At 69.1% G+C, this 25,005-nt stretch carries 11 protein-coding genes; 5 read left to right on the forward strand and 6 right to left on the reverse strand.

Annotation, left to right across the window (positions count from 1 at the left end; all coding sequences use genetic code 11):
* The first annotated feature begins 105 nt into the window (after window positions 1-105).
* The 3 genes from ACIBH2_RS32480 (at window position 106) to ACIBH2_RS32490 (ending at window position 17,028) form a co-directional block, all read left to right on the forward strand.
* Window positions 106-16,443, forward strand: a complete 16,338-nt coding sequence (locus tag ACIBH2_RS32480) for an amino acid adenylation domain-containing protein (protein ID WP_397124570.1) — start codon at window positions 106-108, stop codon at window positions 16,441-16,443.
* A gap of 22 nt (window positions 16,444-16,465) precedes the next feature.
* On the forward strand, window positions 16,466-16,603 hold the full coding sequence (locus ACIBH2_RS32485) for a hypothetical protein (RefSeq protein ID WP_397124572.1): 138 nt from the start codon (window positions 16,466-16,468) through the stop codon (window positions 16,601-16,603).
* Window positions 16,604-16,794: 191 nt separating this feature from the next.
* Window positions 16,795-17,028, forward strand: coding sequence for a hypothetical protein (locus ACIBH2_RS32490; RefSeq protein ID WP_397124574.1), 234 nt, complete (start codon window positions 16,795-16,797; stop codon window positions 17,026-17,028).
* Window positions 17,029-17,070: 42 nt separating this feature from the next.
* Here the strand turns inward: ACIBH2_RS32490 and tuf are convergent, their stop codons facing one another.
* The 5 genes from tuf to ACIBH2_RS32515 form a co-directional block, all read right to left on the reverse strand.
* Window positions 17,071-18,246, reverse strand: coding sequence for an elongation factor Tu (gene tuf, locus ACIBH2_RS32495; protein ID WP_397124576.1), 1,176 nt, complete (start codon window positions 18,244-18,246; stop codon window positions 17,071-17,073).
* A gap of 219 nt (window positions 18,247-18,465) precedes the next feature.
* Window positions 18,466-18,756 (reverse strand): hypothetical protein, encoded by a 291-nt coding sequence (locus tag ACIBH2_RS32500; protein WP_397124578.1) that lies wholly within the window; start codon window positions 18,754-18,756, stop codon window positions 18,466-18,468.
* Window positions 18,757-18,776: 20 nt separating this feature from the next.
* A complete protein-coding gene (locus ACIBH2_RS32505; RefSeq protein ID WP_397124580.1) occupies window positions 18,777-19,754 on the reverse strand; it encodes an ABC transporter substrate-binding protein in 978 nt (325 codons plus the stop codon).
* A 28-nt stretch (window positions 19,755-19,782) separates the two neighbouring features.
* Window positions 19,783-20,811, reverse strand: a complete 1,029-nt coding sequence (locus tag ACIBH2_RS32510; RefSeq protein WP_397124582.1) for an ABC transporter permease — start codon at window positions 20,809-20,811, stop codon at window positions 19,783-19,785.
* Window positions 20,808-21,572: an ATP-binding cassette domain-containing protein gene (locus ACIBH2_RS32515; RefSeq protein ID WP_397124584.1), complete on the reverse strand. Its 765-nt coding sequence runs from the start codon at window positions 21,570-21,572 to the stop codon at window positions 20,808-20,810. Before ACIBH2_RS32515 ends, ACIBH2_RS32510 begins: the two co-directional genes overlap by 4 nt.
* A gap of 156 nt (window positions 21,573-21,728) precedes the next feature.
* Between ACIBH2_RS32515 and ACIBH2_RS32520 the strand changes: the two genes are divergently transcribed.
* Window positions 21,729-22,670 (forward strand): alpha/beta hydrolase, encoded by a 942-nt coding sequence (locus tag ACIBH2_RS32520; RefSeq protein ID WP_397124586.1) that lies wholly within the window; start codon window positions 21,729-21,731, stop codon window positions 22,668-22,670.
* A 9-nt stretch (window positions 22,671-22,679) separates the two neighbouring features.
* On the opposite strand, the gene ACIBH2_RS32525 is transcribed toward ACIBH2_RS32520, so the two are convergent.
* Window positions 22,680-24,461 carry a thiamine pyrophosphate-requiring protein gene (locus tag ACIBH2_RS32525; protein WP_397124588.1) on the reverse strand — a complete coding sequence of 594 codons (1,782 nt, stop codon included), beginning with the start codon at window positions 24,459-24,461 and terminating at the stop codon, window positions 22,680-22,682.
* Between the two features lie 130 nt (window positions 24,462-24,591).
* Here ACIBH2_RS32525 and ACIBH2_RS32530 point away from each other — a divergent pair, with 130 nt between their 5' ends.
* Window positions 24,592-25,002, forward strand: coding sequence for a hypothetical protein (locus ACIBH2_RS32530; RefSeq protein WP_397124590.1), 411 nt, complete (start codon window positions 24,592-24,594; stop codon window positions 25,000-25,002).
* The last annotated feature ends 3 nt before the right edge of the window (window positions 25,003-25,005 follow it).

Below are 25,005 nucleotides of genomic sequence, written 5' to 3' on the forward strand. Positions count from 1 at the left end.
GATCGTCCGGCGGGTGTGACGTGAGAGGAACGCAGCACTCGGATGGATAGGGTTCGTCGTACCGTTCGAGACCGCGGTCGTCGCAGGTCAGGGACTCCGCTCCTGGTGCAGTTGCTCACGGGGGCGGTCGAGTGCGCGGCGGAATCCATTGCCATCAGCTATGACTCCGTGGGCGAACGACGGGAGCTGACCTACCGGGAATTGGATGAATCCTCCTCGCGGCTGGCGCGGGAACTGATCGAGTGCGGGGCGGGCCCCGGGGACGTCGTCGCGGTCGGGCTCACCCGGTCGGTGGAGTCGGTGGTGGCGGTGTGGGCCGTCGCCAAGACGGGGGCGGCGTGGGTTCCGGTCGATCCCCTCCTCCCGGCGGAGCGTATCGGCTACCTGCTCACCGATTCGCGCGCGGTGATCGGCCTGACCATCACGACGCATCGCGAGCGGTTCGGCGCGGAGATTCCGTGGCTCACACTCGACGATCCGACGGTCGCGGAACGCGTCGCCGCGCGGCCGGGGCATCCGGTGTCCTATCTCGACCGGCCGCGCGCGCTGACCGACCGGCATCCGGCGTATGTCATCTACACCTCCGGATCGACCGGGCGACCCAAGGGCGTGGTGGTGACCCACGCCGGTCTGGCCGCGCTGGCCGCGACCGCCCGCGAGCGCTACGCGGTGGACGACACCGCCCGTGTGCTGCACGTCTGTTCACCGAATTTCGATGTGTCGGTGCTCGAGTTGCTGTTGGCCTTCGGTAGCGGGGCGACGCTGGTGGTGTCGCCCGCCGCGGTGGCCGGTGGCGTCGAGCTCGCGGACTTGGTGCGGCGGGAGCGGGTGACGCACATGCTCATCACGCCCGCGGCGTTGGAGACGGTCGTCCCGGAGGGGCTCGATTCGCTGCGGGTCGTGGTGGTGGCGGGTGATGCGTTCGGTCCGGGTCTGGTCGAGCGGTGGGCGGTCGGCGGGCGGTCGTTCCACAATGGGTACGGGCCCACGGAGGCGACCGTGCTCGCGACGAGCACCGGGCCGATGTCGCCGTCGGAGCCGATCACCATCGGAACCGCGCTCACGGGAATCGGTGCGGTGGTGCTGGATTCGCGGTTGCGGCCGGTGCCCGTCGAGGTGGTGGGCGAGCTCTATCTCTCCGGTCCGGCTTTGGCGCAGGGCTATCTGGGTCGCCCCGGGCTCACCGCGGAGCGGTTCGTGGCCAATCCCTTCGGTGGGACCGCGCGCATGTATCGCACCGGTGATCTGGTGCGGCGCACCGCGGATGGCTCGTTCGCGTACGTGGGTCGCTCGGATTTCCAGGTGAAGATCCGTGGTTTCCGGATCGAACTCGGGGAGATCGACGCCGCGCTGACCGCGCATCCGGATGTCGAGTACGCGGTGACCCTCGGCGCGACCGCTCCTTCGGGGGCGACCGTGTTGGTCTCGTATGTCTTGCCGCGCAACGGCTTACCGATCGACACGGCGGAACTCACGAGTTTCGTGGGTCGGAGCTTGCCGAGCAACATGGTGCCGTCGGCCATTGTCGCGCTCGCGGCGATTCCCTTGACCCCCAATGGGAAGCTGGATCGTGAGGCGCTACCCGCCCCCGTGTTCGACAGCCCCGTGTCACGTGACCCGGTGGGCCCCCTGGAAATTCGGCTCGCCGAGCTGTTCAGCCAGCTTCTCGGTGTTCGCGTGGGAGCCGAGGACTCGTTCTTCGCCCTGGGCGGCGACAGTATTCTCTCGATCCAGCTGGTGTCGCGCGCCCGTGCGGCCGGAATAGCTTTCACCCCGAAGGATGTCTTCGATCACCGCACGGTGGCCGGATTGGCGCGTGTGGCGGTGACGGGTGCCGATCCGGTGCCGGTTCTCGCGGAGTTGCCCGGCGGCGGTACGGGCGAGATGCCCTTGACGCCGGTGTTGGCCGCGCATCTGGCGGGCGGCCGCTCCTTCGCCCGCTTCACCCAGCAGATGGTGTTGGCCCTGCCGGAGGATATCGACGACGAGAGCCTGCGCGCGACGGTCACCGCGGTGGTGAATCACCACGACATGCTGCGCGGACAGCTGCGATTCGACGCGGGCCGCTGGCGGTTGCGCACACTGCCGCCCGGCGCGGTGGATGTGGCGACGCTGCTCACCCGTGTCGAGGTGCCCGCGGGTCTGGATATCGAGCAGCTGTGCGAGAAGGCCGATACCGCACTGGATTCGGCGCTCGATGTTCTCGCACCCGACCAGGCGCGCATGATCGCCTTCACCTGGCTGTCGCGCCCGGACGGCCGCGACGCGCTGGTGGTCACGGCGAATCACTATGTGATCGACGGTGTGTCGTGGCGCATTCTGCTGTCGAATCTGGTGACCGCCTGGTCGCAGCGGGCCGCTGGCCAGCCGGTCGCGCTGCCGCCGGTCGGCACGTCGTTTCGGCGGTGGGCGCACGGTCTCGTCGAGGCGGCACCGCACCGTGTGGCGGAGCTCGACCACTGGCGGCGGGTGCTGGCCGTGGCCGATCCGCCCTTGGGGGCCAGGGCTTTCGACGCGGCCGCCGACACGATGGCCACGGTGCGGCATGTCGGCGTCACGGTGTCGCCCGAGGTGACGCACGCGATGGCGACCGAACTACCGGCGCGGTATCGAGGGGGCGTGAACGATGCCCTGCTCGCGGCGGTGGCGCTGGCGGTGGGCAGATGGCGAGCCGATCGCGGCGTCGAGACGTCCGCTACGCGCATCCGCCTGGAGGGCCACGGCCGCGAGGAACCCACCGTCCCCGGTGCCGATCTCACCCGGACCGTCGGCTGGTTCACCAGCATGTACCCGGTGGCGATCGACCTGTCCGGCATCGACACCCGGCGTGCGTGGTCCGGCGGCGAGGCGACCGCGAGCCTGCTCAAGGCGGTCAAAGAGCAACTGATCACGGTGCCCGACAATGGCATCGGTTTCGGTCTGCTGCGCCACCTGCACGCCGATACCGCACCGGAATTGGCGGGCGAGCTCGGCCAGATCGGTTTCAACTATCTCGGCCGGATATCCGCGGGCGAGATCCCCGCCGCGCTCGCCGACGGTGGCTGGCTGCCGACCTCCGCGTGGGGTGAGCCGACCGCCGCCCAGGATCCGACCATGCCCGCGCCCGCGGTGCTCGACATCAACGCGGTCATCACCGAGACCGAGTGCGGCGCGCGGCTTTCCGCCACCTTCTCCTATGTGTCCACGCTGCTCGACGAGGCCGAGGTGCGGGAGTTGGCCGACTACTGGGTGGCGGCGCTGGAGATGCTGGCCGAGCATGTCCACGGTCCGTCGGCGGGCGGTCTGACGCCGTCCGATGTGCCGCTGGTACGAATCACCCAGGGCGAACTCGACAGTCGACATCGGGAGTACCCGGGCCTGGTCGATGTGCTGCCGCTCTCGCCGTTGCAGCTCGGCCTGCTGTTCCTCACCCAGGTCGCGGAGGGCTCCGATCCGTATCTGTTGCAGTGGGCGATGGCACTGTCCGGCGCGGTCGACCTGGATCGCCTGCACCGGGCGGCGCAGGCGGTGGTCGATCGACATTCCGTCCTGCGCACCGCGTTCGCCGCCACGGCCGACGGCACGCCGATTCAGATCGTGACCGAGGGCGTGCGGGTGCCGTGGCGGGTGGTGGAGACCTCCGTCACCGAGGCCGCCGCACTCCTCGCGGCCGAACAGCGGCGCGGATTCGAGCTCGCACAAGCCCCGCTGCTGCGATTCACGGTGTACCGCAACGCTTCCGGCGCACTCCACCTGGTGCTGACCGCACACCATCTGCTCCTCGACGGCTGGTCGATGCCGCTGCTCATGAAGGAGCTCCTGGTTTCCTATGCGGCAGCGGGTGCTTCGTCGGCGCTGCCACCGGTCCGCCCGTACCGGGACTACATCGCGTGGCTGTCGCGGCGTGATCGCGACACCGCGCTGGGCAGCTGGCGTGCCGCGCTCGCCGACCTGTCCCCGACACTGTTGGCCGAGGTGTTGACGCCGCCCGCAGCCCCGGCGTCGGGTCACGGTGTCTGTGCCGCGGAGCTGCCCGTCGAGGAGACCTCGGCGCTGCTGGCGTTCGCCGCCCAGCACGAGGTCACCGTGAATACGGTGGTCCAGGCGGCCTGGGCGCTGGTGCTTTCGAGCTGGCTGGACCGCGACGACATCGTGTTCGGCGCGGTGGTTTCCGGCAGGCCGCCGCACCTGGAGGGCGTGGCCGATATGGTCGGCCTGTTCGCGAACACCATCCCGGTGCGTGTGCGCTTCGATGGCGGGGAGCCGGTTCGCGAGCTGCTGAAACGCCTACAGTCCGACCAGGTTTCGCTGCTCGACGCGCATCACCTCGGGTTGACCGAGATCCAGCGCGTCGCGGGCACCGGCGAGATGTTCGACTCCCTGCTGGCTTTCGAGTCGTATCCGGTGGACGTGGACGGTCTGAGTCGGGCCTATCGCGATATCGACGGCCTCGAGATCACCGATCTTCAGGCCGTCAACTTCACCCACTATCCGGTGGCGGTCGAGGTCGAGTTGGGGCCGCGACTGCGTATCGCGTTGCAGCACAGGCGCGATCTCGTCACCACCGAGCTGGCGAAGGCGCTGGCCGAGCGGCTCCGGATACTGGTCGTCGACGTCGTCGAGAACCCGGGGCGCACGCCGTCGGACATCCGGGGACTCCTGGATGCCCGCAGTGATGTGATCGCACAGACCCGGTACTGGCGTGCGGCGCTCGCGGGAATGCCGGAGGAACTGCCGCTGCCCACCGACCGGCCGAACCGTACGGCGTCATCGACCATGGAGTGCGTCGCCTTCGAATTCGGCGCACGCACGCGCGACCAGCTGCACGATCTCGCTCAAGCCTGGGACACCTCGGTGTTCAGCCTCGTGCACTGCGCCTTCGCCGTATTCCTCGCCCGACTGTCCGGCACCTCCGATATCGCGATCGGCACCCTGGTGACGGTCGACGAGACCACGCACACGCTGATCTTGCGTACCGAGGTGGTGAGCGCCGCGACCTTCGAGGAATCGCATCACCACGCGAGGACCGTCGCACGCGAGGCGTTCGCGCGTACCGCGGTGCCCTTCACGGGGACCGCCCAGGCCATGCTGTCGGTCGGCACGCAGCACGCTCAGGCGCGTGACCTGCACCTGCGCGTCCATGGGCACACGGCGGAATTCCTGTTCGCGCCAGACCTTTTCGACCGGAGCACCGTCGATGTCCTCGCCGAGAGGTTCGTCCGTCTGCTGACGGCGGCGACCGCCCACCCGCATCGTCCGGTCGGGGATCTGCCCTTGCTCGACGCGGCGGAGCTCACGAGCCTCACCGCCGTGCACGCCGACGATGTCATGGCGACGGGGCTGCTCCCCGATCTGTTGTCGCGAGGTGTCGCGCTCGGCCGTGACCGGGTGGCCGTGCGCTATCGGGACCGCCGCGTCACCTACGGCGAACTCGACGCGCGCAGTTCGCGATTGGCGCGCGTGCTGATCGAGCGCGGCATCGGTCCGGAATCCGCCGTCGCCGTCGCGCTACCGCGCTCCTACGACCTCGTCCTGGCGGTGCTCGCCATCGCCAAGGCCGGTGGCGCGCATGTGCCGATCGACCCCGGCTATCCCGCCGAGCGAATGCGGCACATGGTCGCCGATTGCGGTGCCACGCTGGGCATTACGAGCACGGCCTACGCGGAGCGACTACCCGGGGCGGTCAGCTGGCTGCTCCTCGACGACACCGCGTTCGACCAGTGGTGCGAGGCGCGGTCCAGCGCTCCGGTCACCGATCGGGACCGCCACGCCACGCTGCGGGTACAGCACCCCGCCTACATCATCTACACCTCCGGTTCGACGGGAATCCCGAAGGGCGTCACCGTCACGCACGGCGGGCTCGGCGGCCTCCTGGACGAGGCCGTGCGCCGCTACCGTCTCGCGCCGCACCACCGTTTCCTGCACATCTGCTCCCCCAGCTTCGATCCCTCGGTCCTGGAATGGCTGTGCGCGTTCTCCGTCGGCGCGACGCTGGTCATCACGCCGCCCGAGGTCGTCGGCGGCACGGAGCTCGCCGATCTGCTGCGCGTCGAGGCGGTCACGCACGCCATCATCACCCCGGCCGTACTGGGCACGGTCGCCCCGGCCGGGCTGGACGAACTCGAGGTGGTCTCGGTCGGCGGCGATGTGACGACCCCGGAGTTGCTGGCGCGCTGGCAGCCGGGCCGCCGCTACCTCAACGCCTACGGCCCGACCGAGACGACGATCATCTCGTCGTACGCCGAATTGACTGTCGGGCAGCGGATCACGGTCGGCACCACGGTGCACGGCATGTCCGCGCTCGTCTTGGATGCTCGACTGAATCCGGTGCCGCCGGGCGTCGCGGGTGAGTTGTATCTGGCGGGCGGTGGTCTCGCGCGCGGCTACCGCAACCGCGTCGGACCAACCGCGGCGCGGTTCGTCGCCAACCCTTGGGGCGCGCCCGGTTCGCGCATGTATCGCACCGGCGATGTGGTGCGCTGGTACGCCCCGCCGGGTGCGCGGGACGCCCTGTCGACAACGTGGCAGCTCGACTATGTGGGCCGCACCGACACGCAGGTGAAGGTGCGCGGTTTCCGCGTCGAACTCGGCGAGATCGACGCCGTGCTGACCGGTCACGACGATATCGACTCCGCCGTCACCATCGGTCGGACGCTGCCGTCCGGGGCGACCGCGCTGGTGTCGTATGTGCGTGCGGCACACGGCATTACCGTCGATCCGGTGCGCCTCACCGCGTACGCGGCCGATATCCTGCCCGCCCACATGGTTCCCGCGGCCGTGGTCGTCGTCGACGAGTGGCCGTTGACCGGCAATGGCAAGCTCGATCGAAAGGCCTTGCCGGAACCCGTTTTCGCGAGTTCGGTGACTCGTGCGCCGCGGGGTCCGATCGAATCACGGGTGGCGGAACTGTTCGCCGAGGTGCTCGGTGTGGCGGCCGTCGGGGCCGAGGAGTCGTTCTTCGCGCTGGGCGGCGACAGCATCATGTCCATTCAGCTGGTGTCGCGCGCCAAGGCCGCCGGAATCGTGTTCACCGCACGGGATGTCTTCGAACAGCGGACGGTCGCCGCGCTGGCCCGTATCGCCAGCGCCGATACCGAGGCTGCGAAGGCATTGGCGGAGTTGCCCGGTGGCGGTGTCGGTGAGATCCCGTTGCCGCCGGTGCTCGCCGAATTCCTGGCCGACGGGTCCTACGACCGGTTCGCCCAGACCATGGTGCTGGCGCTCCCGGAGGCCATCGACCGTGCCGGGCTCCTCGCGGTGGTCGGCGCACTGCTCGATCGGCACGAGGTGCTGTGCTCACGGGTGTGGCACGACGATGGCCGGTGGCGGTTCGAGGGGCTGCCTCGCGCCGCCGTGGATGTCGAGGCGTTGATCACGCGATTCGACGTACCCGAAGCGGTGGACTCGACCGAGCTCGCGCGAATCGGCGGTGCCGCGGTCGATTCCGCGCTCGGCGCACTGGATCCGGCGGGTGGCCGCATGATCGCCGTCGCCTGGCTGCACCGGCCCGACGCGCGGGATGTGCTCGTCGTGGCGGCGCATCACTATGTGATCGACGGCGTGTCGTGGCGGATTCTCATTCCCGACCTGGCCACGGCGTGGGCGCAGCACATCGCCGGACAGCGCATCGCGTTGCCACCGGTGGGCACCTCCTTCCGCCGGTGGGCGCACGGCCTCACCGAGGCGGTGGCCGCGCGCCGCGCGGAACTGGACTATTGGCAACGGGTCCTCGCCACGCCCGATCCGCTCTTGGGTGCGCGGGCTCTCGACCGCGCCGTGGACACCCTGGCGACGGTGCGGTCCGTGCGGGTGCGGGTACCGGTCGAGGTCACCGAAGCACTGCTGACGACACTGCCCGCGCTCTACCGAGGAGGCGTCAATGACGGTCTGCTCGTGGCGCTCGCCATGGCGGTGCGCGCCTGGCGTTCGCGACGCGGTATCGACGCGCCGGTCACGCGGATTCGGCTGGAGTCGCACGGGCGGGAGGAAGCGGTGCTGCCCGGCGCGGATCTGACGCGCACGCTGGGCTGGTTCACGAGTATTCACCCGGTGGCGCTGGACCTCTCCGGTATGGCGACCAGTGCCACCGATGCCGAATCCCTTGCGGCAGTGATCAAGTCGGTCAAGGAGCGGTTGCTCGCGGTTCCCGACAAGGGCATGGGATTCGGCATGCTTCGCCATCTGGATTCGCACTCCGCGGCGGCGCTCACCGGCGATATCGCGCAGATCGGGTTCAACTACCTCGGCCGCGCGTCGGCGGGCGTACCCGCCGACCTGGTCGACCGGAGTTGGCTGCCCACCGGCGATCTCGGCGATCTCGACGTCACCTACGACGCGGCCATGCCACTCGGCACGGTGATCGATATCAACGCGATCACCACCGATACCGCCGACGGCCCGCAGCTGGAGGTGGCTTTCGGCTACGCGAGCCGCATTCTCGACGAGGCGGATGTACACGAGCTCGCCGCCGACTTCTCGACGGCCCTCGCGGCGCTGGCCGACCACACGCGCCATCCCGTCGCGGGCGGGCTGACACCGTCGGATGTCGCCCTGGTGCGGGTCTCCCAATCCGATTTGGATCAGTGGCGGCGAGGCCGTCCCGCGCTCTCGGACGTGCTGCCGCTCTCCCCGCTCCAGGAGTCACTGCGCGTGCTCATGGAGCTGCTCGACGATTCCGTCGACGCGTACATCATCCAGTTGGCGGCGCGACTGACCGGCGAGCTCGACCTCGCGCGCCTGCGCCGTGCCGCGCGGACGGTGCTCGACCGGCACGCGAATCTGCGCTCCGCCTTCGTCGCCGCGGCCGACGGCTCCCCGGTCCAGCTGGTGATCGACGATATCGAGCTGCCGGTGCGCGTGGTCGACACTGTCAGCGAAGCGGATCTGCCCGCGCTGACCGCCGCCGAGCGGCGGCTCGGCTTCGACCCCGCCGTCGCGCCGCTGCTGCGAATCACCTTGTACCGCACCGGCTCCGACCAAGGGCATCTGGTTCTCACCGGGCATCACATTCTGCTCGACGGCTGGTCGATGCCCCTGCTGCTGAAGGAACTGCTGGTCCTGTACGCGACGGACGGCGACGCGGCGGCGCTGTCGCCGGTGCGGCCGTATCGCGACTACCTGCGCTGGCTCGCCCGCCAGGACCGGGACGCGGCGGTCGAGGCGTGGTCGCGGGTGCTGGCCGGTGCCACGCCGACCATGCTCGCACCCCAACCGGCATGGCCCGCTCCGACGGGAAACGGCTTCGGTCGCAGCGACTTCGAGCTCTCGGAGCGCGAGACGGCGGCGCTCACCGCGTACGCGGCGGCGACGGAGGTGACCGCCAATACGGTGATCCAGGCGGCGTGGGGTCTGACCATCGCCGCCAGTTCCGGACGCGACGATGTGGTGTTCGGGGCGACCATCTCCGGCAGGCCCGCGCAGCTCGACGGCATCGGCGACATGATCGGCCTGTTCGTGGACGCCATTCCCGTGCGCGTCCGGTTCGGTACCGAAACAACCGTGCGGGCCCTGGTGGACGACCTACAGGCCGAGCAGGCCGCACTGCTCGACCACCACCATCTCGGCCTCGGTGCCATGACCCGCGAGACCGGGCACGGTGAGCTGTTCGACTCCATGCTCGTCTTCGAGTCGTACCCCATCGATGTCGAGGGGCTGGCGCGGGCCAGCGGCGCGCTGGACGGCGTTCGGATCGACGCGGTGCGCGCCGACGACTTCACGCACTACCCGATCACCGTCATGGTGTTCCTCAACTCGCGCACGGTTGTTCAGGTGAAGTACCGCCGCGACATGGTGGCCGAGCGGACGGCGCGCGATATCGCCGAGCGGCTGCGCACCGTGCTGGGGGAGATCATCGCCGACCCGGCCCGGTGCGCGGGTGAACTCGCGGCCCGTCTCGACCGCGAGGCAGCGGATTCGATCACCCGATCACGCTACTGGCGCACGGCCTTGGCCGGATTGCCCGAGCGGCTCGAGCTGCCGACCGGTAGTACTCGCTCTGGTGCTCCAGCGGATTCCCTTGGGCGCGTGGCATTCTCGGTTCCCGGCGACGTGCACAACGGATTGCGCCGGGTCGCTGCCGCGGCGGACGTGACGTGGACATCGGTGGTGCGCACGGCCTTGGCGGCAGTGCTCGCGCGGCTGACGGGTGCCGACGATATCCCCCTCGGCACACCGCTGCCGGACGACCTCGTCGTCCTGCGGTCCCGCATCGACCTCGGCGCACGCTGGGTCGATCTGCTCCCCGAAGCGCACCGCGTCGAGCGGGATGGCTTGGCGCACGCGGGTATTCCCTTCGATGATCTGGTGGATCTGCTCGGTGCACGGCGGTCGCCGGTCGGCCATCCGTTGTTCCAGGTGGCACTGGCGTTCGATACCCCGGCGCGGGCGGTCGGAGATCTGACGGTGACGCTGTCGGCCGAGGAATCTTCCTCGCCCCGTGGCGAGATGTCGTTCAGCTACCGCGTTTTCGATGACGAGACGGCGACACTGTTCGCACAGCGGGTCGTTCGGATATTGACGGCGGTGGCGGCACACCCCGAAACCCGGGTCCGCGATCTCCCGCTCCTGACCGACGACGAGTACCGGCGCTTGTCGCGCATGGGCGGCGGCGTCCCCGGCACGGTGGGGCTGCTGCCGGACCTGCTCACCCGAGGACTCGAGTTCGGTCGAGACCGTATCGCGGTGCGCGACAACGCATGCGGCTACACCTACGGCGAACTCGACGAGTACTCGTCCCGGCTCGCCCGAGTGCTGATCGCCCGAGGCGTCGCGCCGGAAACCGTTGTGGCGCTGGCCATGCGACGCTCCTATCACACGGTCGCCGCTCTCTGGGCGGTCGCCAAGGCGGGCGGCGCGTATCTCCCTGTCGATCCCGGCTATCCGACGGAGCGGGTGGCCTACCTGCTGGCGGATTCCGCCGCGCCGGTGGGGCTTACGCTCGCCGCGGAGCTCGATGGCCTGCCGGAGACGGTCGACTGGCTGGTTCTCGACGATGCCGACACGCTCGCCCGGTGCGCGGCCCAGCGGGCGGATGCGGTGACCGACGCGGACCGCCGCGCGCCGCTGCGCTTCTCGCACGCGGCATACCTCATCTACACCTCCGGGTCTACCGGTATGCCCAAGGGCGTCACCGTCACCCACGCCGGTCTCGGTGGGCTCGTCGGCTACTCGGCCGAGCTGCTGCGCCTCGAACCCGAATCGCGCATGCTGCACGTGTGTTCGCCCAGCTTCGATCAGTCCCTGGAGGAGATCGCCACCGCCTGCTACAGCGGCGCCACCCTCGTCGTCGCGGACCCGCGGCTGGTCGGCGGCCCGGAATTGCACGAGCTGCTGCGCACCGAGCAGGTCACGCACACGATCATCACTCCGGCCCTGCTGGGCACCCTCGAACCCGAGGGGCTCGACGATCTCGCGGTCGTCTCGGCCGGTGGTGAGGCGACCACGCCCGAACTGCTCGCCCGATGGCAGCCCGGGCGACGGTTCATCAACGGTTACGGGCCGACCGAGGCCACCATCGGCGCGACCTATACGACTCTGCGCGCGGGACAGCGGGTGTCGATCGGACGCCCGATCCCCGGCGGCTGGGCCGTCGTGCTCGACGACAGATTGCGGCCGGTTCCGGCGGGAGTCGTGGGCGAGCTGTACCTGTCCGGTGCGGCACTCGCGCGCGGCTACCACCGGCGGGCCCGGCTGACGGCCGAACGCTTCGTCGCGAATCCGTGGGGTCCGCCCGGAGACCGCATGTACCGGACCGGTGACCTGGTGCGGTGGACCGAGGTGCCGGTGTCGGGTCCGACCGGTGGCGAGCTGGAATACGTGGGGCGCACCGATTTCCAGGTGAAGATCCGAGGCTTCCGCATCGAACTCGGCGAGATCGATACCGTGCTCGCCACCCACCCCGACGTCGACCAGGTGGTGACGGTCGCACGCGAGAACACCTGCGGTGCCCCGATAGTGGTGTCGTACGTCGTCGGTCGCGACCTCGACCCCGACGCGCTGACGCGATGGGCGGCGCGGACGCTACCGGCGCACGCGGTCCCCGCCGCGATCGTCGTTCTCGACGCGTTGCCATTGACCGCCGTCGGCAAGCTCGACCGAAACGCGCTTCCCGCACCGGAATTCACGGCCCGGACCTATCGCGAACCGGCCGATGCCATGCAGCGGGCCGTTGCCGACATCTTCGCGGAGGTGCTCGGGCTCGAACTCGTCGGCGCGGACGACGACTTCTTCGAACTCGGCGGCAATTCGCTGCTCGCCACCCGGGTGACCGCGCGTCTGGGCATGGCGCTGCACGTCCAGGTTCCGGTGCGCGTGCTGTTCACCGCGCCCACCGTGGCCGGATTGGCCATGGCGGCAGCGGAACTCACCGGCGCGGCGTCCTGCCCCGCGCTGGTGGCCGGTGCGCGGCCCGACCGCATTCCGCTCTCCCCCGCACAGCAGCGGATGTGGTTCCTCAACCGGTTCGACACCGAATCCGCCGCCTACAACATTCCGCTCGCGATTCGATTGACCGGCGCGGTGGATGTCGAGGCCATGCGACTGGCGTTCGCCGATCTCATTGCGCGACACGAGATCCTGCGCACCGTCTATCCGCGGCATGCGGCCGGACCCGTTCAGGTCATCCTGCCGTCCACCGATGCGGGCGTGCCCCGGCTCGCGGTGGACCGCATCGACGCCGCCGAGGTGGAGGCGGCGGTCACCCTCTTGGCCTCCACCACATTCGATGTCACCACCGAAGTACCGCTGCGCGCGGCACTGTGGCAACTCACCGAGGGCGATTTCGTGCTCGCCATGGCGATTCACCACATCTCCGGCGACGGCTACTCCATCGGCCCGTTGACCCGAGACCTGGTGTCCGCCTACGCCGCACGGGTCACGGGCCGGGCACCCGACTGGTGCCCGCTGCCCGTCCAGTACGCGGACTACGCACTGTGGCAACAGGCCATGCTCGGTGATACGGAGCAACCGGGATCGGTGGCTGCCGCCCAACTCGCCTACTGGCGGCACGCCCTCGCCGACCTGCCCGATCAGCTGGAATTGCCGCGCGATCGTCCGCGTCCGGCGGTGCGGTCCTTCGCCGGTGACCGCGTGCCGCTGCGTATCGACGCGCGCACGCACGCGGCGCTGGTGGACTTGGCTCGCGCGCAGGGGGCCACGCTGTTCATGGTGGTGCACACCGCGTTCGCGGTCCTGCTGTCGCGACTGTCGGGCACCGACGATATCGCCGTCGGCACCCCGGTGGCGGGCCGCGGGGCGGCCGAATTGGACGATCTCATCGGCATGTTCGTCAACACCCTCGTGTTCCGCACCCGGGTGGATGCCGCGGCGGAGTTCACGCAACTGCTTGCCCGGCAACGCGATACGGATCTACGGGCGTTCGCGCACGCCGACGTGCCGTTCGAACGACTGGTCGAGGAGCTGAACCCGACGCGGTCGACCGCCCGCCATCCGCTGTTCCAGGTCGGACTGTCGTTCCAGAACCTCGCACCGGTGAGCATGGAGCTGCCGGGCATGACGGTCACCGGATTGTCGACGGATCGACAGCTGTCGCAGTTCGATCTGCACCTGATCGTGGCCGACGAGTACGACGCCCACGGCGCGCCGACGGGCATCGGCGGCGTCCTCACCTACGCCACGGATCTGTTCGACGAATCGACGGTGCGCGGGTTCCTGGACAGGTTCACACGCATCCTCGATGCCGTCATCGCGAATCCACGAACCACCGTGGGTGAGATCGATGTGCTCGCACCGGACGAGCGCACCCGAATCCTGCACTCGTGGAACGACACCGGGCATCCGGTCGAGTCGACAACACTGGTCGCACTGCTCGACGCGACCGTCGCGGCCCGACCCGATGCGGTGGCCTTGGTGGCCGCCGACGGCACCCGCCACACCTACGCCGATATCGACGCGCGCGTGAATCGCCTCGCGCGACAGCTGATTGGCCTGGGCGTCGGCCCCGAAGCCCCGGTGGTGCTGGCCATGCGGCGTGGCGTGGACCTCATCGTCGCCATGTACGCGGTGAGCAAGGCCGGTGGCGCGTACGTGCCGGTGGATCCGGACCAGCCCGCCCAACGGTCCGACTACATACTCGAGACCGCCGCACCCGTCTGCGTATTGACCGATACCGCGACGGATTTCGCCACCACCACCGCGCCGGTGGTGCACGTGGACCGACTGCACATGTCCGGCTTCAGCGCCGCGCCGATCACCGACGCCGAGCGCATCGCGCCACTGCGCGCCGACCACGCGGCCTACGTCATCTTCACCTCGGGTTCCACGGGGCGACCCAAGGGAGTCACGGTCACGCACGGCGCGATCGTCAACCAACTGCTCTGGAAGACAGCACGATTCGGGCTCGGTGACGACGACGCGATCCTGCTGAAGACCGCGGCGACCTTCGACCTGTCGGTCTGGGAGTTCTGGTCCGCGGCGGTGTGCGGCGGCCGACTGGTGATCGCGGACCCGCACGGGCACCGCGACCCCGCCTACCTGAACGCGCTCATGGCCCGCGAAGCGGTGACCACCCTGCACGCCGTGCCATCCATGCTGGAAGCCCTGCTCACCGATCGGCTGCCGAGCTCGCTGCGGCGCGTGCTGTCCATCGGCGAGACCCTCCCCGCCGCCACGGCGCGGCGATTCGTCGCGGCCGCACCGCACACCGCGCTGTTCAACCTCTACGGGCCGACCGAGACGGCGGTATCCATCACCGATCATCGGGTGGGCTCGGTCGACAGCTCCGTGCCGATCGGCGCACCGGTCTGGAACAGCCAGGTGTACGTGCTGGACGCGCGCCTGCGCCCGGCGCCCGCCGGTGTTCCGGGTGAGCTGTACCTGGCCGGGGCTCAAGTGGCGCGCGGCTACCACGGCCGACCCGATCTCACCGCCGAGCGTTTCGTCGCCAATCCATTCCACCCCGGCGACCGCATGTACCGCACCGGCGATATCGTCGCGTGGAATGCCGACGGCGAACTCGACTACCGTGGTCGCGCCGACTTCCAGGTGAAGATTCGCGGCTACCGCATCGAACTCGGCGAGATCGACGCCGCGCTGACCGCGCACCCCGGGGTGTCCGTCGCGGTCACCGTCGGCAGGGAAAACCACGCTGGGGCAACGGTTCTCGTCTCGTACGTCGTCCCGTCCGGCAACGACATCGACCCCGACGACGTGATCGGCTGGGCCGCGAAAGCACTACCCGCGCACATGGTTCCCTCGGCCGTCGTGGTCCTCGACGCCGTGCCGCTCACCGCGACCGGCAAACTCGACCGCGCCGCCCTGCCCGCCCCCGAACTCCAGCCGCGCGGTTACCGCGCACCCACCACACCCCTGGAATCCACCATCTGCGATATCTTCGCCGGGGTGCTGCGTCTCGACCGAATCGGCTTGGACGACAACTTCTTCGAACTCGGCGGCAATTCCCTGCTCGCCACGGCGCTGGTCGCCCAGCTCACCGAGGCGCTGGCCGAACCCGTTCCCGTCATGTGGGCGTTCTCCGCCCCCACACCCGCCGCCCTCATCGCCGAACTACGCACCCGCGGCTCGGAGACCGCGGGCCCCGACGCCGCCTTCGACATCCTCCTCCCCCTGCGCCCGCGCGGCCCGCACACGCCCGCCGAACCCCTGTTCTGCATCCACCCCATCGGCGGTATCGCCTGGTCTTTCGCCGGGCTCGCCGCCCACCTCGACCCCGCCCGCCCGATCTACGGCCTGCAATCCCCCGCATTGAGTTCGGCTGCCCCACTGCCGGATTCGATCGAGGAGTGGGCCCGCCGCTACGTGCGACACCTACGGGCCGTGCAACCCGAAGGCCCCTACCATCTACTCGGCTGGTCCTTCGGCGGCGTCCTGGCCCACGCCATGGCCGTCCAACTCCAAGACGAAGGCCAACAGGTGGCACTGCTCGCCGTGCTCGACAGCCGCCTGCACGAGCCGTCGACCGCACCCACGACCACCTCGGTCACGATGTCGGACCTGCTGGGCGGGCTGCTCGGCGACCAAACCATCGACCCCGCCCTGCACGAACCCCTGGACCTGACCCAACTCCCACGGCGGGCGACCGCCCTACCCGAACCGTTCGCCTCCTTCGGAGCCGCCCGCATCGAACGGGTGGTGCACGCCGCCGTCGCCTCGGCATCTCTCAGCGCGGCCTACCGCGCCCGCCGGTTCGACGGCGACGTCCGCTACTTCACCGCCAGCCGGGACGACCCGACCGGCACCGCCAACGCCGACACCTGGCTATCCGCCGTGACGGGTTCCGTACACAACCACCCCGTACCCGTCACGCACTGGCACATGACCACCGACGTGGCCCTGCGCCAGATCGCGACAGCCCTGAACGGCCTACTTCCAGGGCAGACACCCGGCGGCCCGCAACCGCGCCACCAGACCCGAATTGACGGTGGCGCTCGATCCCTGGCCCGCGCCGAGCGCGGTGAGCACGTCTACGCCCAGCCCCGCACCCAGTGAGCACCCGAGCAAATTGATATCGATGGTGATGGTCTCGTCCTTGGGCGCGGGCTCATCCGCCCACGCCGTCGCGGTACCCATCACGGTCGCGGCGGCCAGCGCCACGGCAACGGTAGTGACCTTCAACAATCGCATTCCACTCCTGATTCGCACGGTATGAGCAGTTCGCCTGCTGTGCAGCCGACTTGATGCGCCCCGACGGTACCCAACGGCCGCGGCCCGTGCGCCGCTGGCGGCGGTTTCGGTCGCCATGGGGTGGGTAGCGCCTGGGTAACGCGAGAAATTCGCAGCCGAGCCCGGAGTGCCGTGAGCCTCCGGATCCGACACGGCGATCGAGAGGATTGGCTCATCATGGCGAAATGCGATACCTGCGGCAACGACTACGACAAGACGTTCACGGTGGTCCGTGACGGCTGGTCGGGCACCTACGACAGTTTCGAATGCGCCGCGACGGCGCTCGCGCCGACCTGCGCGCACTGTAGCTGCCGGATTCTCGGCCACGGCGTCGAGGCGAACGAGCAGTTCTTCTGCTGCGCCCACTGCGCCGAACAGGCCGGGCATTCGGCGCTCGTCGATCGAGTGTGAATTCCCGGCTCCGGGCACGGGGCTCGGAGCCGGGAACCAGCGCTAGTCGCGCACCGCGAGCACCGTGCCCGCCGCCACGGTCCGGCTGCCCTCACGGATGGCGAAGCCGAGGCCGGGCTCGAGCGGCACGGGGCTGCCGAGGGTCACCGTCATCTCGACGGTGTCCCCCGGTTGCGCCCGGCCGTCCGGCAGCGCCACATCGCCCACCACGTCACCGGTGCGCAGGTAGAACTGCGGCCGGTAACCGGTGGCGATGGGCGTGCGCCGCCCGCCCTGCGCGGCGGTGAGCAGTCGTACGCGCGCGGTGAAGCCGGTGTGCGCGGCGATACTGCCCACCTGCGCGACCACCTGCCCGCGCCGCACCTGACCGCGCTGCACACCGCGCAGCAGCAGCGCGACATTGTCGCCCGCCTCCGCCGATTCCATGGTGCGGCCGAAGGTTTCGACGCCGGTGACCACCGATTCGAGGCTGTCACCGTAACCGAGTACGGCGACCCGATCGCCCATGCGCACGCGTCCGCGCTCGATGGCCCCGGTCACGACGGTGCCGCGACCGGTGATGGTGAGCACGTTCTCCACCGGCATGAGGAACGGCGCGTCGGTGTAGCGCACCGGCATCGGGACGTGGGCGTCCACGGCCTCGAGCAGCCGCAGCACGGCCTGCGTCCACCGCGGATCGCCCTCCAGGGCGCGCAGCCCCGAGACGGGCACGACCGGCAGCACGTCGCCGTCGTATCCGTTGGCGGACAACAGGTCCCGCACCTCGAGCTCGACCAGCTCCAGCAGTTCGCCGTCACCGGCGTCGGCCTTGTTGAGGGCGACCACGATGTGCTCGACCCCGACCTGCCGGGCCAGCAGCACATGTTCGGCGGTCTGCGGCATGACCCCGTCCAGCGCCGACACCACCAGGATCGCGCCGTCCAACTGGGCGGCGCCGGTGATCATGTTCTTCACGAAGTCGGCGTGGCCGGGCATGTCAACGTGGGCGTAATGCCGTGTGGCCGTTTCGTATTCGACGTGCGCGATATTGATGGTGATACCGCGCGCTATCTCCTCCGGGGCCCGGTCGATGCGATCGAACGGCACGTAGGTTCCGCCGCCCTGCTCGGCGAGCACCTTGGTGATGGCGGCGGTCAGGGTGGTCTTACCGTGGTCGACATGCCCCATGGTGCCGATGTTCAGATGCGGCTTGGTGCGTACGAAGGCCTGCTTGGCCATGATGAATTCTCCGTCTGGGAGTCGTGATTCGAGGGGACCTCAGCAGCGAGCCGACCTTCACCGACTGAGGTCCCGGGACGTCCCGGCGAAGGTCAGCGTCGTGCGCCGTCGAATGCGGAGACCACCAGCGCAGCGGCCATCGCGCCCGCGACTGCGGGCGTAGCGGCGATGGCGTGCGCGAACATGTGCCACAGCGTGCCCGACCAACCCGGCTACGCGCTACTTGTTTTCGCGCCCCTCCCACAGGCAGATCTCGAGCACCTGCGCCCGCGCGGCCTCGCTGGGGGCGTCGATGGTGTCGCGCCATTCGTCCCACTCCTCGCCCCACCACTGGGCCAGGAACATCATCGAACCGTCGGGATAGAAGTGGGCCCACCAGAATCGGCCGATGTTCTCCCAGCTCACCACCAAGGTCCCGTCCTCGAGCTCGCGCGGCGGCAGTGCGGCGACGGACGGTATCGCGATGTCCTGGAACCACTTCCAGGACTCGCGGGCCTTGTTCGTGCTCACCGGCGTACCCCCCGAATCGGCTAGCAGTCGTTCTTGTAGAAGTACTGTTCGTTGGTGCCCATGTTCTCCTGGGTGAGGGCGATCATGCCGGTTCGAATGGTGCGGGTCGCCGGTTTGCCCTCGAGGACGGCGGCGGCCTGGGCTACGCCCTGACGGCCGATGTCGGCGGGGTTCTGGGCGATGAGGGCTTGCACCGTACCGGATTTCAGGTCTTCGACCTGTTTGGGGCTGGCGTCGAAGCCGACGACCTTGACCTGGCCGAGCTTGCCCGCATTGCGCAGGCCGGTGGCCGCGCCCTCGGCGGAGCTGAGGTTGGTGGCGAAGATTCCGGCGAGATCGGGGTGGGCGGCGAGGGTCGCGGTGACGATGGAGGCGGCTTGGGCGGCCTCGTTGTTGTTGTACTGGACGCCGAGCGAGGTCATGCCGGGGTGGTTCTTCTTCAACTCGTCCTCGAAGCCCTGGGCGCGCTGATCGGTGGTGGAGGTTCCGGCCTTGGTATTGATCACCAGCACAGATCCCTTGTCCCCCACCAGCTGTGCCAGGGTTTGGGCGGCCAGCTCACCGCCCTTCACATTGTCGGAGGCGATGGACGACGCCGCCACCGACGTATCCTCCAACGCGGTGTCGACCTCGATCACCTGAATGCCCGCGGCCTTGGCCTGCTTGATCGGGCTGGCCATGGCCTGCGCGTGGGTGGGGGCGATGAGGATCGCGCCGGGTTTGGTCGCGATCACGCCGGTGACGATGGGGGTCTGCTGCGCGGCGTCGAATTGCGTGGGGGCCTGGGTATCCAGCGAATAGCCCAGCTTCTCCGCCTCCTGCTGCGCACCGCACTGCATGGAGATGTAGAACGGCTCGTTGGCGACGCCGGGGATGAGCACCAGTTGCTTGGCGTCACCGCCGCCCGACTCGCTCACCGAGCCACCGCAACCCGTCGCCACGGCCGCCACCGTCATGATCACGCCAGCCAGTACGGCCGCTCGTCCACCGGTCCTCATCACGCCCTCGCCTTCGATATGCGTTGCCCTACTCGCGGTCTCGTGACCGCCTGCGAATCTGGTCGAACCACACGGCCGCCACCAGCACGACGCTGACCGCGATCGGCTGCCAGAACACCGGCACCCCCGCGATGACGAAGCCCTTGCGCAGCACCGAGGGAATGAACACCCCGATCACGGTGCCCAGCACCGACCCGACCCCGCCGAACAGGCTGGTGCCGCCGATGACCACGCCCGCGATGGCATCGAGATTGTCGGTGCCGTGTCCGGCGATGGTGGTGGTGCCGAAATACGCCAGATTCATGAAACCCGCCAGGCCCGAGAGGGTTCCGGCCATCAGGTACACCAGGATCAGGTGCCGGGTGACGCCGATTCCGGCGCGACGGGCCGCCTCGGCGCTGGAGCCGATGGCATAGGTGTAGCGCCCGAAGCGGGTGGCATGCAGCAGCCACGCCCCGAGCAGTGTGACGGCGGCCGCGACCAGCACCAGAATCGGCACGCCACCGAACAGCGTGCCGAAACCCAATGAGGTGCGCAGCTTCTCGGGCACCGTGCGGGTGTCGACACCGCCGGTGATCAGTTGCGCGGCGCCCAGTGCCGCGCCGAAGGAGCCGAGCGTGACGATGAGCGGCGGAATCTTGGCCTTGGCCACCAGCAATCCATTGACCAGACCCCAGAATGCCCCGCCCGCAAGGGATATCAGCAGGCCGAGGCCGATGAGTCCCCATCCGGCGCGGGTGGCGTCGTCACCGGGGCTGAGCCACTCCATGGTCTTGGCGGCGAGCACGCCGGAGAAGATCAGCACCATCCCCACCGACAGATCGATACCGGCGGTGATGATGACGAAGGTCATCCCGATCGACAGCACGAGCAGGACCGAGGTCTCGATCAGCAATGTCTGCAAGGTGAATCGGGTCAGGAAGGCATTCGGGCGCAGCAGGCCGAAGGCCAGGTACAGCACGAGCAGGACGATCCCGATCCACAGCGTGCTGGCCCCGAGCAGCCGCTGCCACCGGGTGCGTTCGGGCAGTTCGACATTCTCGGTCGCGGCGCTCACGGCGCGTCCTCGGTGTTCAGCGCCCCGGTCATGGCGGCGACCAGTTTCTCCAGGGTGGCGTCCGCGGCGGTGAACCGCGCCACCCGCCGCCCCAGCCGCAGCACCTCCACGCGATCGGCGACGGCCAGCACCTCGGGCATATTGTGGCTGATCAGCACCACCGAAATCCCTTGGTCGCGAACACGTCCGATGACCTCGAGCACGCGCTCGCGCTGCACCACCCCGAGTGCGGCGGTCGGCTCGTCCATGAACACCACCTTGCTGGCCCACAGCACCGCCCGCGCGACCGCGACGGTCTGCCGCTGCCCGCCCGAGAGCGCGCCGATCGGCGCGTCCGCGCGCGGCAGCACCACGCCCAGCCGCCGGAAGTGTTCGGCCGCTTGGGTTCTCATGGCCTTGCGGTCGAGAAGCCCGAGCCGCCCGAGGGGACCGCGGTGGAACAGTTCCCGACCGAGGAACAGGTTGGCGGCCGCGTCCAGATCCGGCGCTACGGCCAGGTCCTGGTACACGGTCTCCACGCCGAGCCGCCGGGCCGCGACGGGCGATGCCATGCGGACAGGCTTGCCGTCCAGCAGTATTCGGCCCGCATCGGGCTGCTCGGCGCCCGAAAGGCATTTCACCAGAGTCGATTTCCCGGCGCCATTATCGCCGATCAACGCGACGACCTCACCGGCGCGCACCTGAAAGTTGGCGTCGCGCAGCGCCTCCACACCGCCATAGCGCTTGCTCAACCCTTCGGCTTCCAGCACCACGGCAGACATTGGCGATCACCTCGGCGACATTGGCTGCGCGGACGTCCAGTCCGCTTGCCGATCGTACGTTCGCGGCCCGTGCGCCGGGGTCGGTTTCGAGTGTCGTGGGCCACGAAGTTGCCGAGAACGGTGACCTTGGACGCCGTCGGTGGGTACAACGGAAGGGTGACCGCTAGGAAGCTCTGGGCTGTACTCGCGTGTGCCATCGCCGCCTCCGCCGTCCTCGTCGGGCCCGCCAGCGCGGCCCCGCCACCGGCGCGGCTGGTCGGCGAAGTTCCCCTCGGCGACGGGACGTCGCGGGTGGACGTCTACTCGCCCGCCATGGACAAGGTGGTCTCCAACCGGGTGATCCACGCGCCGGGCGGCGCGTCCGCGCCGACGTTGTACCTGCTCACGGGCGCGGGCGGCGGCGAAGACGGTATCTCCTGGTGGGACGACACCGATGTGCGAGAGTTCTTCGCGGACAAGAACGTCAATGTGGTGTTGCCGATGGGCGGGGCGTTCAGCCTCTACACCGATTGGATCGCCGACGATCCCGTGCAGGGCCGCAATCGCTGGCAGAGCTACCTCACCCGCGAATTGCCCGGGGTGATCGACACCCGATTCGAGACCACCGGACGCAATGCCATCGCGGGGGTGTCCATGAGCGCGGGGTCGGCGATCGACCTCGCCATTCAGGCCAGTGACGTGTACAGCGCGGTCGCCTCCTACAGCGGATGCCCCTGGACCTCCGATTCCGCCGGAATCGCCATGGCCAGCGCGGTCGTGCTGCGCGGCGGCGGCAATCCGGCGAATATGTGGGGCGTCCCGGGCGGCGAGGTGTGGCGTTCGCACGATCCGTTCCTGCACGCCTCTCGGCTGAGCGGCAAGACCGTGTACCTCTCGGCCGCCACCGGCATTCCGGGCACGATCGACCAGGGCGGCATTCCGTCTCCGGTGGTCGAGGCCATCGCCAGCTCGTGCACCGAAGCGTTCGCCGGGCACCTGTCGGAGCTGGGAATGCCGCCGGTCTACGTCAATCGTCCGGCGGGGTCACACACCTGGGGCCAGTTCGAGACCGACCTGCACGATTCGTGGCCGCATCTGGCCCGCGCCCTCGCCGCGTGAGCGTCGAGCTCAGGGCCGGAACTCCTGAGCTTTGGTCTTCACCCCCTGCATGATCAGATGCCAGGCGTCGGGGTCGCCGCGCAGGATGGCGGCGCTCATATCCTTGATCTGCTCGGCCGAGGCGTGCGGCGGAATGGGCGGCACCTCGGGATCGCATCGGACATCGAGCACGGTGGGTCGGTGCGCGTCGAGGGCGCGGTCCCAGGCCGAGGCGAGCTCGTTGGGATCGTCGACGGCGATGGCGTCGAGCCCCATGCAGCGGGCGATATCGGCGTAGGACACGTCCGGAAGTGTCTGGGATTCCTCGAATTTCGGTGCGCCGCCCATGGCGCGCAGCTCCCAGGTGACCTGGTTGAGATCGTTGTTGTGGAAGACGCAGACGACCAGTCGCGGGTCGGGCCAGTCGCGGTGGTAGCGCGCGATGGTGAGCAGTTCGGCGAGACCGTTCATCTGCATGGCCCCATCGCCGACCAGGGCGATGACGGGTCGGTCCGGGTGGGCGAATTTCGCGCCGAGGGCGTAGGGGACGCCGGGGCCCATGGTGGCGAGGGTGCCCGAGAGCGAGCCGCGCATCTCACCCCGGAAGCGCAGGCACCGGGCATACCAGTTGGTCGAGGAGCCGGAGTCGGCGGTGACGATGGCATTGTCCGGAATGCGTTGCGACAGTTCCCATACCACGCGCATGGGGTTCACCGGCTTCGCCTCGAGCATCGATTGGCGTTCGACCGTCTCCCACCAGCGCGCCACATGCTTCTCCACGGTCTCGCGCCAGGACCGATCCGATTGGCGGCGCAGTAGCGGAATCAATTCGCGCAGTGTGGACTTGGCGTCGCCGACCAGATTGACCTCGGTCGGATAGCGCATGCCGATCATGGTGCCGTCGATATCGATCTGCACGGCGCGCGCCTGGTCGAGTTCGGGCAGGAACTGGCTGTAGGGGAAGTTGGAGCCGACGATCAGCAGCGTGTCGCAGTCGCGCATGAGCTCGTAACTCGGTCTGCTGCCGAGCAATCCGATGGGGCCGGTGACGAAGGGCAGATCATCGGAGAGCACATCCTTGCCCAACAGCGCCTTGGCGATGCCCGCACCCGTCAGCTCCGCGACCTCGAGCACCTCCTCGACCGCCTCCCGCGCGCCCTGGCCGACGAGGATCGCGACCTTGCTGCCGGAGTTGAGGACCTCGGCGGCCCGCTCGATCTCCGGGCGCGGCGCGGTCGCGGTCGTGCGCGGCACGCTGGGCGGGCTCGACGGCACCTGCTTGAATTCGTGGCCCGGCGGCTCGTACCGCTGCTCCTGCAGATCGGACGGAATGATCACGGCGGTGGGCGCGCGCCGGGTCAGGGCGGTGCGAATCGCCCGGTCCAAGGCATTGGGCAGCTGGCTGGGAACGTTCACCTCGACCAGGTAGTCGGAGGCGACATCCTTGAACAGCGCCTGCAGATCGACTTCCTGCTGATAGCTGCCGCCCATGGCGCTGCGCGCCGTCTGCCCGACGATCGCGACCACCGGCACATGATCGAGTTTCGCGTCGTACAGCCCGTTCAGCAGATGGATGGCGCCCGGCCCGGAGGTCGCCACGCACACCCCGACCCGGCCGCTGAACTTCGCGTACCCCGTCGCCGAGAACGCGGCCATCTCCTCGTGCCGCGCCTGGATGAACCTGGGCTGGTTGTCGGCGCGCCCAAAGGCGGCGACCAGCCCGTTGATCCCATCGCCGGGATAGCCGAACACATGCTCGACACCCCATTCGCGCAGGCGCTTCAGCACGTAATCCGAGACATCCATGGACATACCGCTCCTCCTGTCCTGGTTGCTAGACCATCCCTCGCGGCCTACCCAGCCATGCGGAGCTCAATCGGTGTACCGCCCGATGGCCTCGGCCGGGCTGTGCAGATGCCGTATGACTGGGTATTCGGGCGGTGTGCGCAGAAAAGTGATAGCCGCCTCCGTCGCGGCACTGGGACTGCTGCTGACTTCCTGCGATTTCGTCGGTGGGGGCGATACGCTCCCGCAAACCACGTCTCCGGCGTCGACCACGCCGACCACCCGCGAGGTGACCATCACACCGACGACGCCGGTGTTGTCGAGTACCTCCGGTGTGAATGTGCCCTCGGCGCAGTCGCCCGCGGAGGTTCGGCGGGCCACCTGCGAGGAGTTGTTGGGGCAGTTCGACCAGCTCCGGTCGGACAAGGGTCAGGCGGAGGTGGACAAGGCCGCCGAGGACACCATCGCCAAATTCCCTGGGCTGCCACGATGGTCGGTGTTCACCGAGGATCAGCGGCAGGCGTCCATCGAGGGTGTGCGCGATGCCGCGCGCGGAGAGTGCGTGTGAATG

Source organism: Nocardia sp. NPDC050406, from assembly GCF_044459025.1.
Lineage (GTDB): Bacteria > Actinomycetota > Actinomycetes > Mycobacteriales > Mycobacteriaceae > Nocardia.

Excerpts from the sequence above, each read along its gene's own strand:
- ACIBH2_RS32485 (WP_397124572.1), top strand. The coding sequence starts at position 16,466 with ATGGTGATGGTCTCGTCCTTGGGCGCGGGCTCATCCGCCCACGCCGTC.
- ACIBH2_RS32490 (WP_397124574.1), top strand. The coding sequence starts at position 16,795 with ATGGCGAAATGCGATACCTGCGGCAACGACTACGACAAGACGTTCACG.
- tuf (WP_397124576.1), bottom strand. The coding sequence starts at position 18,246 with ATGGCCAAGCAGGCCTTCGTACGCACCAAGCCGCATCTGAACATCGGC.
- ACIBH2_RS32505 (WP_397124580.1), bottom strand. The coding sequence starts at position 19,754 with ATGAGGACCGGTGGACGAGCGGCCGTACTGGCTGGCGTGATCATGACG.
- ACIBH2_RS32515 (WP_397124584.1), bottom strand. The coding sequence starts at position 21,572 with ATGTCTGCCGTGGTGCTGGAAGCCGAAGGGTTGAGCAAGCGCTATGGC.
- ACIBH2_RS32525 (WP_397124588.1), bottom strand. The coding sequence starts at position 24,461 with ATGTCCATGGATGTCTCGGATTACGTGCTGAAGCGCCTGCGCGAATGG.